Source organism: Nostoc sp., assembly GCF_036917675.1.
Taxonomy (GTDB): domain Bacteria; phylum Cyanobacteriota; class Cyanobacteriia; order Cyanobacteriales; family Nostocaceae; genus Nostoc.
Genome location: NZ_JBALCT010000064.1, coordinates 297,732 through 311,371 on the forward strand (window position 1 = coordinate 297,732; position 13,640 = coordinate 311,371).

Sequence of the window (13,640 nt, forward strand, 5' to 3'; positions counted from 1 at the left end):
CCAATGACTATTTTTCGTATTGCTCATAAGCAGCGACAATGCGCTGAACTAAAGGATGGCGCACGACATCTTTTTGGGAAAATTCGCAAAAGGCAATGCCTTCAACGTGTTTTAGAATTTGTAAAGCCACTCCTAAACCCGATTGTTGGTGAAGTGGTAAATCAGTTTGTGTCATATCGCCTGTAATCACCATCCGGGAACGGAAACCCAAACGAGTTAAAACCATTTTCATCTGAGCGGGTGTAGTATTTTGAGCTTCATCCACAATTACAAAGGCGTTATTGAGGGTGCGTCCCCGCATATAGGCGAGTGGTGCAACTTCAATCACACCGCGTTCCATTAAACTGGGTACTTTTTCTGGGTCGATGAATTCATAAATAGCATCGTAAAGTGGGCGAAGATAGGGATTAACTTTCTGCTGTAAATCTCCAGGCAAAAAACCGAGTTTTTCACCGGCTTCGACGGCAGGGCGAGTTAAAATTAGCTTTTCAAACTGGTTAGCAAGAAGTGCTTGCACGGCGACAACAACAGCGAGATAAGTTTTACCAGTACCAGCAGGACCAACGCCAAAAGTGAGATCGCGTCTACGGAGTGCGTCGATATATTGACGCTGGCGGAAGGTTTTGGCGCGGACTTCTTCACCTCGGCGACTTTTGGCGAGGACATCTCGCTGTAAATCTTGCAGTTCTCCTTGCCGATCGCTATCTATGGCTTGACGGGCTGTTAAAATATCGGCACTGGAAATAGTATTGCCTTTAATCCAGAGGTCTTCAAGCGATCGCACTAATCGAGAAGCCAGATCAATTTGCCCTTCGGTACCAGAAATCAGTAATTCCTGTCCGCGTAACACTAAAATGGCTCCTGTTTGCCGAGATAGGATTTTGAGATTTTCTTCTCCATCTCCCGCAAGAGCGATCGCACTGGGAATATTCGGCAGCTGAATTGTTAAAGCACCTGCCATAGTATTTATTAATTCGTGAGGATCTGTGTTTGACAAAGGTTAATATTTTCTCGCTAACGGCGAAATTACGCGTTTTTACTTACATTTTGGAAAAATATTTGCAACAAATTAATCGGCTGTAGTTAAAAGGGCGGTTAGAAACCGCACGCCAGATACAACAAGAGTGGCTCGCCGCCCAACGCACTGGCTCGTCTAGACGAAGCTTTACCCATCGACCTGGGTTCTAGACAAGGGGCTTAAGCCCCTTGTTTCCTTAGTCCGCGGAGGTGGACTAAGTTATGTCTAGCCGCGTTCGCGTCAGCGTGCCGGAGGCTCTATTCTATTCGCCGATTTCACTTTCCATCTTTACAAAAATTCTGAGCGGAGGTAACGACAACCGCTCAGACTTGCTCTCTAGTTTCAACCTAGCGGAGGCGCGGTTTAACAATGGGTTTAGGCCCATCATTTCCACGCGGTTCTCTCCTAGTTGGCGGTGGCGATCGCTCTTCTGTGTCTTCATCAAAAGACATACCCTCGCGGCCCGGCGTGGTGCTGCCGTAGATATCCAGGTATGCTGATTGCCCAGCAGTAGCGGCTGCTGCGGCAATTACTGTACGAATCGCCTGAATATTGCGTCCCCCTCGACCAAACACTTTCCCTTTATCTGTGCTTTCAAAAGCGATGCGAACCCAGACCCGGTTGAGGGTCTGAGAAACTTCACAATCGACGCTTAAAGTCTCTGGAGATTCCAAAAACGGCTGCACCAAAAACCTAACCAGCCCAACATAATTGGGACTAGCTGTTGGGAATTTTGTTCCAAAATTATGATGCGGCTGTTGCACTGACCTGTTCAAAAACATTAGCTTTTACTAGAATGCGACGTACGGTGTCAGTGGGTTGAGCGCCTTGTTGCAGCCGCTTGACGATACCAGGAACGTCTAATCGCACTTCATCGGTTCTGGGGTTATAAAATCCTAACTCTTCAAGGGGACGGCCATCGCGGCGAGCGAGGTTGTTAATGGCCACAATGCGGTAACTTGCTTCCCGCTTTTTACCGAATCGCTTCAAGCGCAGTTTGATCATGGTTGAAGAATCATTCTCCTGTTGTTAATTATGCTGAAATGCTAATTTTAGCACTGACCTAGGGTTTGCTGCTATTTGTCATTAGTCATGGGAGCATCTCAGTTTTGCAAATATACCAGATTCTTGCTCCCTCTCCTTACCAAGGAGAGGGTTGGGGTGAGGTTTTATAAGGCTTTTTACACTCATTGAGATGCTCCCTTAGTCATTAGTCATTAGTTATTTGCAAATTACCAATGCCCCATGCCCCATGCCCAATAACTAAAGATTGCCAAAGCCTTTTTTCTTTTTCTCCTTCTTTTTCTTTTTGGTGGCTGGGGCACCACCACCATAACCTCGCCATCCGGGGGCTGCGGGGCGATCGCCTGCACCAGCGAAGGCATTACCCATGCCGCCACCACCACCGCCGAACATTCCCGGCATTCCAGGGAAGCCACCTTGACCCATTTGCTGCATGAGCGATCGCATTTTTTGGAAATCACCCACCAGTTTACTTACATCGGACTCTCTATAGCCGCAGCCACCCGCAATCCGCCGCCGCCGACTGGGAGAACTGGCTAATAAATCGGGATCATGGCGTTCTTGGCGAGTCATGGAGTTAATCATCGCCTCACAGCGCTTCAGCTGGGTTTCTCCCTGCTTGAGCTGATCATCTGAGAGCTTGTTCATCCCTGGAATCATCTTGATCAAGCCTCCCAGAGAACCCATGTTCTTCAGCATCCGCAACTGCTTGAGAAAATCAGTAAAGTCAAACTTCGCTGACAGGATTTTCTCCTGCATTTTCTCCGCATCTGCTAAGTCAAACTCTTCTTGAGCTTTTTCTACCAGGGTCAGCACATCACCCATTCCCAAAATCCGCGATGCCATGCGATCGGGATAAAACGGTTGCAGTGCCTCGACTTTCTCACCCACGCCCACAAATTTAATTGGCGCTCCCGAAATCTTTCGCACCGAAAGCGCTGCACCACCACGGCTATCACCATCCAACTTGGTGAGAATCGCCCCAGTAATTCCGATCTTGTCATGGAAGGTACGGGTCAGATTAGCTGCCTCTTGACCAGTCATTGCATCCACCACCAACAGAGTTTCATGGGGTTGGACAGTTGCTTTAATGCGGGCTAATTCCGCCATCATTTCTTCGTCAATTTGCAGGCGTCCAGCAGTATCAATAATTACTGTGTTTACACCTTCTGCCCGACCGCGTTCTACACCTTGTCGAGCAATTTCTACGGGATCGACGTCGCTTCCTAGTTCAAATACTGGTACGTCAATTTGCTTACCCAACGTCACCAACTGGTCGATCGCTGCTGGGCGATATACGTCTGTCGCCACCAATAAGCAGCTACGATCTAATTTTCGCAGATGTAAGGCTAACTTAGCGGTAGCTGTGGTTTTACCAGTACCTTGCAATCCAGCCATTAGCACAATAGTCGGCTTTTCCTGGGCTTCTGCTATGGGGACATTTTCTTCTCCCATCACCTGCACCAGTTCATCGTGAACAATTTTGATAAACTGTTGGTCAGGTCGCACGCCGGTAATCACCTCGGCTCCCTGTGCTTTTGCTTCGACTTCGCTAATAAAATCTTTGACTACCTGGAGATTGACATCCGCTTCCAACAAGGCGCGGCGTACTTCACGCAAAGCATCTTGAATGTTGGATTGAGAAATTTTGTCCTGTCCCCGCAGTTTTTTCCAGGCGGATTCTAAACGGTCAGATAATGCATCAAACATAATGTAATTACAGGTAATTCGCCAATGGAGAATTCTAAACCGCCGATGAATGCGATTCCGAATTTCTGCTCAAGTTTAAACGTGCTATTTATCAGCTTAGTATTTTTCACCGCGACTGTAGCAACCAGATACTGAGCATGGGGCATGCGGTATGGGGACTCGGATGCTTGAATACTCGCTAATGCAATCCGATCGCGGCGATCGCTAATTCGTAATATTATGAGTTAGGTGTCTATGCCAGTCAACATGTCGCAACGAATCAAAGTTTACTCCTACTCGATATACCACTCGGCAAATTCATATATAGGTATTGCTCTTGCCGAAAAATCTTTGCGGGGATTGCCAGTTGAAATTATTTCACTATGCTCTGCCTAGTGAAATAATTTTATATGTTAGATTCTTTTTTGGACTTGTTGGAAATGTTTTCAACTAGCTTATTCCAAAAATTTCCTTCAGTGCTTTTTTCATTAACATCTTTATATACGTAAGTTTTTGCACTACCGTCGAGAATGATATCAACTAACTCTCTTTCATGTATAGTAATATTTGGAAATAGTTTAGACATTATTCTTAATTCTCCAAATCCATTTGACTGCTTTACTTCTAGCTATTATCCAATCTAATGCGTCACTATGCAATTTATTCTCTTCCATTTTACTTAAATCTGATAAATTTTCTGTATCTATTGCTAACAAACCCGCAACTGAACCATTTTGAAATGCAGAGACTACCAAAACTCCCTTAATATCTCTATTTATTAAGTTAAAGTTATCATTATTTAACGGAACGTATGTACTAGGTAAGTTATTCTTACTAGATACATCAATAAATTCTATTTGATGTTTTCTAGTCTTTAAAAAAGTATATCCTAAAACACCTTCATTAAGCCCAAAAGCTGCTGTAAGTTCTTTATCAGGAATATTATCTGTTTTAGAAACCATCTGTAATTTCCAGTTAGATAAGCCATATCTTACAGGTACAAAAATAGAGAATCTAATATCATCAGAAAATTTAAATTTATTCCTTATATTTTTTTTAAACTTATTTAGTTCATCTTGTATCCGAGGTATGACATTTTCTGTTACAAGTTCAGATATTTCGCTATATTCTTGCGATTGACGTTTAAGGTCCTTCAACCATACCAGAACAGAAGGAAATATAATAATACAGATAGCTACTAAAGCTATAATATTTCTATTCTTCAACCACTCCCAATCTTTAGGTATAAGATCATTGTCCCTGGTAAAAAAAGACGTTGTGTGAACGAACCTAGTTATCACTAAAGATAAAAGCGTAATAATAAAAACAGCAGATTGAAAAAGCTTAAACTTCCTAAGTAGATAGTCAACTTCATATTTAAAGTTTTTCCTTAAACAACGCAAATTTAGCTTTGACATAATTTCAAACTTTCACATTAAAAGGCTGTTCATAAATTCTATCAATTTCAAAAAATACAATAGTTTGCTTATTTTCCCAAGTCAATTTCCTAATAATAATATCTGCATGAGCAACCCAATCATTATTAACCAGAGGAATTGGGACATCTACTGGAATAATTCTATAGTCTTCTTTGACAGCTTGATACTGCTCTCCTACTATTAATTTTTCAGGATAGCCTTGAGATTGCTTAAGTTTTAAAATACTGTTAACTTCACAGGGCATACCCATAATTCTCTCCTCGCTATATTTCTGGTTTATATACTACCTGGGTCCGGAATAAAAACAGCTCCTCTATCAGAATAATACTTTGCCCATCCCACGAACCACTTGTAACAAAAAAACTTAATTTATCCAGAGTTACTGAACACCAGTTTTAGGGCATTTATGGTAGCGGCTCATGGCGTGGTAGTACTGCTTCTCTATACAGACCTTGATATTTGATATGACGCTCCTCTTGAATCCGCTGTAAAAGTTCTGATGCTGCTTCCACATCAGGGTTATTTTCTCGCCAATCAGCAGTAAGGCGACCGGAACAAGCAGCTGTCAAAACGGATTGACCAAAACATCTGAGAATTGCGGGTACTCTGCCTAGTCTCTGTTTAGAAGAATCTACTTTAGCCAGCAGTTTTTCTAGTTTCGCAACTATACGCCCTTGTTCTAGGAAGAAACGATTAGATTTTCGGCTGGAAGAGTTTGAGCTTCAAATCCTTGAAGAATATTGCCAGGAGTTTGGCTGCAACCTTGACTGATTCACTCAGAGAAGTTATTAGAACGCTAAACGCCAAAAAAAGCCGCCCTAAAAGTGCGGGACTTTAAACCCAGTTTTCCAGTAATTGTGCAATTAGTAAGAAGTTACTAAGCTGTTGTGCATTTATTTGTAAATAGTGGGTGTTAATTTGCTGTAACTTATCATTTTTAACGTAATCATTACCATTCCTTAAATTAACTAAGATAATTTTTATATAGTCTTGGTAAATTAATGCATTTAAAATTATGTATCTCTAAAATAGAAAATTAGTAACTAATTTCCAGAAATATATAGTCCCTATTTGAAGATAATCTTTGATAACGTAGCATTCTAAATTGAAAACAGACCCATCACAAATATTAAAGTGGGGATTTTTCAGGGTAATACTTTAGATTTAAAGGCTTTTTTGGTTAATGCTTTTACTTGAAGGGGATAAATGTAGGTGCGAAAATACTTCGGTAAAAGCACTTAAAAGTCGCCAAAAAGCCAAAATATTGTGGATAACATTAGGTTTACTGGCTTGTTTTTTTGTTGCTGAGTGGAGTGTGGGTTTGTGGAGTCAAAGTTTATCTCTACAAGCAGATGCAGGACATATATTATCTGATATTACAGCCTTGCTAATATCACTATTTGCAAGTTTCTTAGCACAGCAACCAGTTAAGAGTCAAGCAACATTTGGGCATCAGCGTATTGAAGTTTTAGCAGCTTTGTTAAATGGATTAGGTTTGCTAGCGATCGCTACTTTTATCTCATGGGAAGCTATAGGGCGCTGGCAACATCCAGCAACTATTTTGGGCTTACCAATGTTAGGAATTGCGGTGTTAGGTTTAATCGTCAATCTGCTCAACATTACCTTGCTTCATCCCCACACTCACGACGACTTAAACCTACAAGGGGCTTTGCTTCATGTCATTGCCGATACTGTTAGTTCTGTTGGCGTAATTATAGCTGCTTTAGCAGTTCATCTTTGGGATTGGTGGTGGGCAGATGTCGCTATTAGTTTAGTAGTTGCAACTTTTACTGGTTTAAGTGCTTTACCCCTAGTACAAGAAAGCCTGAAGATTTTTTTGGAGTATGCACCGGAATCAATTGACCCCATTGAGGTGGAAATATCTCTCAAATCTTTTCCTGGTGTTGTCCAAGTAGAAAAACTTCATATCTGGACAATTAGCTCAAATAAGGTAATACTTTGCGCTAATTTGACAGTTGAATGTGCAACAACCCAAGAACGCGATCGCTTACTCACTAAGCTGCAAGTTCACCTCCAAAAAAACTTTAATATTGCTGAAATAACTTTGCAGCTAACTAGCTGTGTAAAACCTTCATTAATGCCAATTCATCCTTTATTTAACCAAGATATTGTTTTAATGTTGTCTGCGAATAAAACGGATTAAAAACAAAATAATAGCTAAATGCGTAAATACCATCTCAATTAACTAGACAAGTAGGGACAATTCATAAATTACCTCTATATAAGCAACTTGTTAAATGTAGACAAACTTCCAGCAGAGTGTAATAGCAAGAATTATTGTTTTTTAGTTAATGTCACTATCAAACACCAAAATGGTTTTGTCTTTTTGTTATATTTCCTAAAATCAATATTTAAATATGATGCTAATTGGCATTATTACGATTTTCAATTAGTTATTTATTAGGAGGTTTACTCAAACATGACTTTAATTCCCAAATTCCAAATGATTTCATTACTGAAACAGTACAAACGCACACTAGTTTGGTTCATATCTGGTCTGTTTCTGGCAGTCGTGTTGTTTTTCGGAACATCGAATCAACAACCAGCAACTGCCTCTAACCAGAGTCATACCACACCCTCTACTCAGCTAGATGTAACTGCTACGAACTCAGACTTCAGTGCTACTCATCTAGAACCCAATTTTTATCAGTATTAATGGCTAACAAATTAACTTTAAGGCGCACTGAAATGATTTCATTTTTGCGAAAGTACAAGCGATCGCTAGCCTTGACTATGGTTGGCTTTCTCTCTACTATTCTGCTGATATTTGGTAATTCTGTTTTTCAGCCCACTATGGCGGCTGGTAATGGAATTAATGTAATTATCATGATTGGCGATGGTATGGGTTGGAATCTGGCACGAGCCGCAGCCGTTGCCAAAGGTGCCCCTTTTACACCAGTGGTAAAGGCTCAGGTCTGAGCTTCCAAAAGCTAACTGGATATGGACTAGTGACCACCTATGGCACAACGATTCAGGGAAATACACCAGCCAATCCAACAGGTCAGCCCCACCTAACAACTAACTCTGCTCTAGATGGGTCTGATACATTCACAGGTGCAAGTCCTGTTCGTCCCAACTTCTCATTCCAGCCGACTCCTTTTAATCCAGGCGATCGATTAGATGGCAACAGTTTGGCAGATGGTAATTTGACAGGTTACGACCCGACTAAGGGCGGTCCTGTTCCCTGGATTCCTCTGACCCCTGCTAATCCTGCTACATACGACAAAGATTACATCAAGTACAGTTATCCCGACTCTGCTAACACCGCTACGACTCTTTATACAGGCGTAAAGAGCTTTAACAACGCGATGGGTGTAGACATTTACGAGAAGAGATTGAAAACCATCCTGGAAATTGCCAAAGAAAAAGGTAAGTCTACAGGATTGGTTACTTCCGTACCTGTTAGCCACGCAACGCCTGGTGCTGCCGCTTCTTTTGTAAATCGTCGCAGCAAATACGATAGTAAATACGACCCCACCAAGAGCAACCAAGGCTGGAAATGCACTTCAATTGCGGCTCTGCCGCAAGTCTTGAGGCGGAGCCTCTAATAGGCATTCCCAGTCTCCGACTGGGAACGAGACAAGCAAGTGGCGTTTGAGGGACGAAACCCAACATTTTCGGTACTTTGTTGGGTTTCACTACGTTCAACCCAACCTAAAATTATCCTTAACTGAACCATATTGCCCTATGACAGATGTGGTTCAAATACTTGAATTCTGCTGTTATACACCGCTTCACTGAACACTGACTGAAAAACTTTGTGTTGCACAGACGTGGGAACACACGTCTCTGTTTCATAAAACTATTTCGATATTTTTGTATCTGTTCTTAAATCAAGGTAAAAAAATGACTGACTCTATCTTTAAGAAGTTAGCAGCTATAACGGTGGGAACTGCTCTGATTTTTGCGGTAGGCAAAACTATGCCTGTCCAAGCAACACAACTCACTTATAATTTCTCTAATGAGAATAAAACTCTCACAGGCACTTTTTCTTTTGACCAAGCAGCAGCAGACGATCAAGAAGTAACGATCGCAGAAGGGTTAAAGATTTTTGCTACCTATGGTGGCCAGTCATACACTGAAGCAGATGATCATTTAGCGTCAGTTTTAACCGACTTTTCGGGAACAATTTTGAACCAAGCGGGGTTGGGCTTGTATTTTACACCTAGCACGTTTAATATCTACCGTGATAGTTTTATCGATCTGAATGATTCCACTGCTGCGGGTGTTCAAACCGTCACTTACACCAGTGTCCCAGAGCCAAGTTTTATGCTTGGATTGTCTGTGTTTGGGTTGGGTTTGTTCTTGGCGAAAAAGACAGCATCTTCTAGGTCTGTTCACGAATGATTAAGTAGGGCTATGTAGCTATATCGGCAAACTTAGATGAGAGTTAACCACAAATTAGATTATATAGATTCTGCTGTCTGAGTTTGCTGACAATCTGCCTATAGGTCGTTGCATTAAGAAAATATACATGGATTAGTTCAGATATAATAATGACTCATTCTTTGTTTTCCTAACTGGAGAAATTAATGGGTCGCGCCAAAAAGGTTGTCCTGGCATATTCTGGTGGAGTGGATACCTCAGTTTGCATCCCCTACCTCAAACAGGAGTGGGGTGTGGAAGAGGTGATTACCCTAGCAGCAGATTTGGGTCAGGGAGATGAATTAGAGCCAATTCGAGAAAAAGCTCTGAAATCGGGTGCAAGTCAATCCCTAGTGGCGGATGTCAAAGACAGCTTCGTTAAAGATTACGCCTTTGGAGCGATTCAAGCCAACGCTCTCTATGAAAATCGTTATCCTCTAGGAACTGCCCTTGCCCGTCCACTGATTGCTAAAGTATTAGTAGAAACGGCTGAAAAATATGGTGCTGATGCGATCGCTCACGGTTGTACCGGTAAAGGTAACGATCAGGTTCGCTTTGATGTCTCTGTAACCGCCCTGAACCCCAACCTAAAGATCCTCGCACCAGGCAGAGAATGGGGGATGAGCCGTGAGGAAACCATCGCCTATGGTGAAAACTTTGGTATCCCCTCACCAGTCAAAAAATCGTCTCCCTACAGCATTGACAAGAATTTGCTCGGTCGTAGCATTGAAGCTGGTTTACTCGAAGATCCGTCATTTGAGCCACCAGAAGAAATCTATGAGATGACCAAAGCGATTGCCCACACTCCCAACGAGCCAGAGTACATCGAAATTGGTTTCCACGGTGGCATTCCCACAACCCTCAACGGTATAGCTAAAAAGCCAGTTGAGCTAATTGAAGAACTCAATCAGGTGGTAGGAAATCACGGCATCGGACGGATCGATATGATTGAAAACCGTCTGGTGGGGATCAAATCGCGGGAAATCTACGAATCACCCGCAATGTTGGTGCTAATTCAGGCACATAGGGATTTAGAAAGCTTGACTTTAACGGCAGATGTTACCCATTACAAGCGTGGGATTGAAGAAACTTATAGCCAAATCGTTTACAACGGTTTGTGGTACAGTCCACTAAAAGTTGCACTAGATGCCTTTATTCAAAAGACACAAGAGCGAGTCTCTGGAACTGTACGAGTGAAGTTGTTCAAGGGCAACTCTACGATTGTTGGGCGTTCGAGCGATCATTCCCTTTATACTCCCGATTTGGCAACCTACGGAGCCGAAGACAAATTTGACCACAAAGCTGCTGAAGGCTTTATCTACGTTTGGGGACTACCGACTCGCATTTGGTCGCAGCAAGTTCGAGGTTAAAAGACGCGATTAATCGCGTCTGTACAAGGAGTTAGGAGTTAAAAATGCAAAATACAACAAGTGAAAGTTAAAAGAAATAACTTTTCACTTTACTCCTCACTCCTCATTACTGATTTCCTTAACTTGGCGAGACTCTAACCACAGGGGGACAACAATTAAGGCAGCGAGGATCAGTAAGGCTGCGATCGCAAATTGACCCACCCAAGCAACCAATTGTTCTAAAGAGATAATTTTGCCAGCAAAGAAAGCCAATGTCACCATCAAACTAGCCCAAGCAACTGCTCCTAACAAGTTGTATAAAAAGAATTTTCCGAAGGGCATTTCGGCTATACCAGCTAGTGGTGCAGCAAAAACTCGCAACAATGCCAGAAAACGTCCCAAAAATACCGCTTTAGCAGCGTTTTGAGTAAATTGATCTTTAATTTTCAGTAGCCGTACTTCCGAAATCCGAAATATGCTACCAACTTTTACCAGGAAAGTCCAACCGCTAACTCTACCAACCCAATAGCCACAAGTGCCGCCAATGACAGCACCCATAATTGCATCACCGAGAACCAGCCAGAAATTTAGTTCATCGCTACCAGCTAGAAACCCGCCTACTAAGGTCACGGTTTCACCAGGAAGGGGAATGCCTAAATTTTCTAGCAAAATACCCAAAAAAATTGCCCAATAGCCGTAACTGTGGGCGACTTCCTGGATATTTTCTAGTGAAATCAACTCTAAAGACATTCCGCACCACCGTGTTTACAAATTTTTACTTTTACTATATTTTTGCTTGTTTTTGAGTGGGGTGTCAATCAAACCACTACATTCAGTGATTAAGTCATTATCATTAGTTATTATTCTGAATAATCCATAACTTATAGTCTATGGTATCTATTGATTTTCGACTATTAACTAGGCAATTTTTAGACATCACTATCACAATTTTATATTTTTTTTTAAAAAAATAAAAAATTTATAGAATATTTATAAATACCCCAGAAAATTATGAAAATATTGTAAAAGATACGGTTGATACCGAAATTGTTAGGCGATTATGCCTATATTGATGAAAGTTATCACAAATTATACGGCATGAATACTGAAATAATCGCTCTCAATTGCAGTCGTGCAATTGCCCAAATATCAGGGTAAAACAGTCATTTTGCTGTTGAAAGAGAAGAGGTATTGATGTCTTTTTTCAATTTTTTGTCAAGTGTTCCAATTACCCTGTTAAATTCATGACTCTCACACAAGAACTTCAAGTGATTTTGTTTAAACCCCAAGGAAGCATAGATTTGCAAGGCGGTAAGGTTTTGAGTGAGCAGATGGCTGGAGTAGTGCCCCAAGCTGATCAACTCTGGGTTATCGATCTAACAGAAGTTAATTTCATGGACAGTTCTGGGTTAGTGCCTTTAGTAAAAGGGTTGAAAGCTGCACGTCAGAGTGGTTGCCGCTTGGTTTTATGCAACGTGCAAGCTCCTGTACGGTTAATTTTGGAACTTACCCAATTAGATTCAGTGTTTGAAATTTTTCACACTTACGAAGATATTTTTCCCATCGTCAAAGATAACGGTCTGGTGCTAGCAGGCTAATTAATAAATCTACCTATAGAAGGATGGTGGAGTCCAGCAATATTTGCATTTTTTCACATTCTCAAAGATAACAGTCTGGTGCTAGCAGGCTGATTTTCTTTTCTGTCTAGAGAAGAATACTGAGAAAAAGTCATGGTTTTGAGCTAGGTAATATCAATGGCAGATGAATGTATCTGCTTGTTGGAAGCCAACCTACTTAAACCAGTAAAGTAGGATATGTCCAAAACTGGTCAAAGCAATGCAATTGTTTGTGACACTCCCCAGCCTCTGAAAGAGAAGGCTTTTAAAATTACTCTAAGCTAATTGTTCTATGTCCGACGCAACTAGTGCAAGGAAGCAGGAGGTAAGAAAGTTAAGAATCTCAGCCTTTGCGTTATTTCTAACTCTATAGTTATTTTTGTCTTGATGTACTACTTGGACGTCTCCAAGATCCTTTCCGCGCTAATTTCTTACCTCTTCGATTCCACCACACCATGATGGCAACTTTAGGCATTCTGGGGAGTCGAAATGTTAGTTTGTTCGGATGCTGGCCGGGGAAAATTTGGCAAATCAATGCCGCTATGACTAGCATTGCGGGTTTTGAGTGCCAAACGATAACTCACACTTTGCAGCTCTGCTTGTAGTTGGCGGTTTTCCCGTTGTAGCATTGCTACCTTTTCTCTGACTGGCGTCATCCGCTCCTCAAACTTGCGCCGGTAAATTTGAGGTAACTCTTGTACTACTTGCTCCAACATCCGACTGCGATCGGTGAGTTCTTGAACTGACTGTCGCAATTGGTAAATTTCGGAGTCACGAGTCGTAATTTGTTCTTGGTAGAACGCCACCTGCTGCTCCACAGCTTGGAGTTGTTCTTGTAAAGCCTGCAACTGGGTTATATCCTGCTCAAGCTCCGGCTGCTGGGGCATAAAACTAGTGTTACCCTTTACCAACCGGAAGAGTTCTTGAGATAGTTGTTGCACTAATTGATCGCGAAGTTGCAACTCTTGGCGTAGCTGCGATACTTCCGTAGAGAGAATTTGAATGTTGGGTGTATCAGATTGGATCACAGTAGCTTACAGCTCCCATTCAGAATCTTGTCCACTCTTAGGTATAACTGCGGGAGTACTACCTTTGGCAAGTATTTGTTAATTTAGCATTC

General features: G+C 41.8%; 16 protein-coding genes and 1 pseudogene. 6 read left to right on the plus strand and 11 right to left on the minus strand.

What is annotated here, in order from left to right:
- Nucleotides 1-7: 7 nt before the first annotated feature.
- From V7K31_RS25035 to V7K31_RS25070, 8 genes are all read right to left on the minus strand, one after another.
- The gene (locus V7K31_RS25035) at nt 8-961 is read right to left on the minus strand and encodes a PhoH family protein (protein ID WP_335097699.1); all 954 of its coding nucleotides are present in this window, start codon (nt 959-961) and stop codon (nt 8-10) included.
- A 404-nt stretch (nt 962-1,365) separates the two neighbouring features.
- The gene (locus V7K31_RS25040; protein WP_335097702.1) at nt 1,366-1,800 is read right to left on the minus strand and encodes a KH domain-containing protein; all 435 of its coding nucleotides are present in this window, start codon (nt 1,798-1,800) and stop codon (nt 1,366-1,368) included.
- Nucleotides 1,763-2,023 carry a 30S ribosomal protein S16 gene (gene rpsP, locus V7K31_RS25045; RefSeq protein WP_012409382.1) on the minus strand — a complete coding sequence of 87 codons (261 nt, stop codon included), beginning with the start codon at nt 2,021-2,023 and terminating at the stop codon, nt 1,763-1,765. The genes V7K31_RS25040 and rpsP overlap by 38 nt, the downstream gene beginning before the upstream one ends.
- Nucleotides 2,024-2,281: 258 nt before the next feature.
- Nucleotides 2,282-3,751 (minus strand): signal recognition particle protein, encoded by a 1,470-nt coding sequence (gene ffh, locus V7K31_RS25050; RefSeq protein WP_335097704.1) that lies wholly within the window; start codon nt 3,749-3,751, stop codon nt 2,282-2,284.
- Entirely contained in the window at nt 3,724-3,897 is a 174-nt protein-coding gene (locus V7K31_RS25055) for a hypothetical protein (protein ID WP_335097706.1), read from the minus strand. The genes ffh and V7K31_RS25055 overlap by 28 nt, the downstream gene beginning before the upstream one ends.
- 411 nt (nt 3,898-4,308) lie before the next feature.
- Nucleotides 4,309-5,148, minus strand: coding sequence for a hypothetical protein (locus V7K31_RS25060; RefSeq protein WP_335097708.1), 840 nt, complete (start codon nt 5,146-5,148; stop codon nt 4,309-4,311).
- A 4-nt stretch (nt 5,149-5,152) separates the two neighbouring features.
- Complete coding sequence (locus V7K31_RS25065) at nt 5,153-5,419, minus strand: DUF2584 family protein (protein WP_335097709.1); 267 nt, start codon at nt 5,417-5,419, stop codon at nt 5,153-5,155.
- 154 nt (nt 5,420-5,573) lie between these two features.
- Complete coding sequence (locus tag V7K31_RS25070; RefSeq protein ID WP_335097712.1) at nt 5,574-5,738, minus strand: hypothetical protein; 165 nt, start codon at nt 5,736-5,738, stop codon at nt 5,574-5,576.
- A gap of 614 nt (nt 5,739-6,352) precedes the next feature.
- On the opposite strand from V7K31_RS25070, the gene V7K31_RS25075 reads away from it, so the two are divergent.
- From V7K31_RS25075 to V7K31_RS25085, 3 genes and pseudogenes are all read left to right on the plus strand, one after another.
- Nucleotides 6,353-7,333 carry a cation diffusion facilitator family transporter gene (locus tag V7K31_RS25075; RefSeq protein WP_335097714.1) on the plus strand — a complete coding sequence of 327 codons (981 nt, stop codon included), beginning with the start codon at nt 6,353-6,355 and terminating at the stop codon, nt 7,331-7,333.
- Nucleotides 7,334-7,633: 300 nt separating this feature from the next.
- Nucleotides 7,634-7,846 (plus strand): hypothetical protein, encoded by a 213-nt coding sequence (locus V7K31_RS25080; RefSeq protein ID WP_335097716.1) that lies wholly within the window; start codon nt 7,634-7,636, stop codon nt 7,844-7,846.
- A 77-nt stretch (nt 7,847-7,923) separates the two neighbouring features.
- Nucleotides 7,924-8,681 (plus strand): annotated as a pseudogene (locus V7K31_RS25085) (alkaline phosphatase); the annotation flags it as partial.
- Between the two features lie 53 nt (nt 8,682-8,734).
- Here the strand turns inward: V7K31_RS25085 and V7K31_RS25090 are convergent.
- Complete coding sequence (locus V7K31_RS25090) at nt 8,735-8,869, minus strand: hypothetical protein (RefSeq protein WP_335097718.1); 135 nt, start codon at nt 8,867-8,869, stop codon at nt 8,735-8,737.
- Nucleotides 8,870-9,036: 167 nt separating this feature from the next.
- Here V7K31_RS25090 and V7K31_RS25095 point away from each other — a divergent pair, with 167 nt between their 5' ends.
- Nucleotides 9,037-9,537 carry a PEP-CTERM sorting domain-containing protein gene (locus V7K31_RS25095; RefSeq protein ID WP_335097719.1) on the plus strand — a complete coding sequence of 167 codons (501 nt, stop codon included), beginning with the start codon at nt 9,037-9,039 and terminating at the stop codon, nt 9,535-9,537.
- A gap of 185 nt (nt 9,538-9,722) precedes the next feature.
- Nucleotides 9,723-10,925: an argininosuccinate synthase gene (locus tag V7K31_RS25100; RefSeq protein ID WP_335097721.1), complete on the plus strand. Its 1,203-nt coding sequence runs from the start codon at nt 9,723-9,725 to the stop codon at nt 10,923-10,925.
- A gap of 96 nt (nt 10,926-11,021) precedes the next feature.
- On the opposite strand, the gene V7K31_RS25105 is transcribed toward V7K31_RS25100, so the two are convergent.
- Nucleotides 11,022-11,654: a DedA family protein gene (locus tag V7K31_RS25105; RefSeq protein ID WP_335097724.1), complete on the minus strand. Its 633-nt coding sequence runs from the start codon at nt 11,652-11,654 to the stop codon at nt 11,022-11,024.
- 494 nt (nt 11,655-12,148) lie between these two features.
- Between V7K31_RS25105 and V7K31_RS25110 the strand changes: the two genes are divergently transcribed.
- Nucleotides 12,149-12,502 (plus strand): STAS domain-containing protein, encoded by a 354-nt coding sequence (locus V7K31_RS25110; protein WP_335097727.1) that lies wholly within the window; start codon nt 12,149-12,151, stop codon nt 12,500-12,502.
- 485 nt (nt 12,503-12,987) lie between these two features.
- Here V7K31_RS25110 and V7K31_RS25115 read toward each other — a convergent pair whose 3' ends face one another.
- Complete coding sequence (locus V7K31_RS25115) at nt 12,988-13,548, minus strand: Npun_F5560 family protein (protein ID WP_335097729.1); 561 nt, start codon at nt 13,546-13,548, stop codon at nt 12,988-12,990.
- Nucleotides 13,549-13,640 lie beyond the last annotated feature (92 nt).

Bases quoted from the DNA above. Each gene is read 5' to 3' on its own strand.
- V7K31_RS25095 (WP_335097719.1), top strand. From the start codon at position 9,037: ATGACTGACTCTATCTTTAAGAAGTTAGCAGCTATAACGGTGGGAACT.
- V7K31_RS25080 (WP_335097716.1), top strand. From the start codon at position 7,634: ATGATTTCATTACTGAAACAGTACAAACGCACACTAGTTTGGTTCATA.
- V7K31_RS25060 (WP_335097708.1), bottom strand. From the start codon at position 5,148: ATGTCAAAGCTAAATTTGCGTTGTTTAAGGAAAAACTTTAAATATGAA.
- ffh (WP_335097704.1), bottom strand. From the start codon at position 3,751: ATGTTTGATGCATTATCTGACCGTTTAGAATCCGCCTGGAAAAAACTG.
- V7K31_RS25055 (WP_335097706.1), bottom strand. From the start codon at position 3,897: ATGCCCCATGCTCAGTATCTGGTTGCTACAGTCGCGGTGAAAAATACT.
- V7K31_RS25065 (WP_335097709.1), bottom strand. From the start codon at position 5,419: ATGGGTATGCCCTGTGAAGTTAACAGTATTTTAAAACTTAAGCAATCT.
- V7K31_RS25105 (WP_335097724.1), bottom strand. From the start codon at position 11,654: ATGTCTTTAGAGTTGATTTCACTAGAAAATATCCAGGAAGTCGCCCAC.
- V7K31_RS25075 (WP_335097714.1), top strand. From the start codon at position 6,353: ATGCTTTTACTTGAAGGGGATAAATGTAGGTGCGAAAATACTTCGGTA.
- rpsP (WP_012409382.1), bottom strand. From the start codon at position 2,023: ATGATCAAACTGCGCTTGAAGCGATTCGGTAAAAAGCGGGAAGCAAGT.
- V7K31_RS25040 (WP_335097702.1), bottom strand. From the start codon at position 1,800: ATGTTTTTGAACAGGTCAGTGCAACAGCCGCATCATAATTTTGGAACA.
- V7K31_RS25110 (WP_335097727.1), top strand. From the start codon at position 12,149: ATGACTCTCACACAAGAACTTCAAGTGATTTTGTTTAAACCCCAAGGA.
- V7K31_RS25100 (WP_335097721.1), top strand. From the start codon at position 9,723: ATGGGTCGCGCCAAAAAGGTTGTCCTGGCATATTCTGGTGGAGTGGAT.
- V7K31_RS25035 (WP_335097699.1), bottom strand. From the start codon at position 961: ATGGCAGGTGCTTTAACAATTCAGCTGCCGAATATTCCCAGTGCGATC.
- V7K31_RS25090 (WP_335097718.1), bottom strand. From the start codon at position 8,869: ATGGTTCAGTTAAGGATAATTTTAGGTTGGGTTGAACGTAGTGAAACC.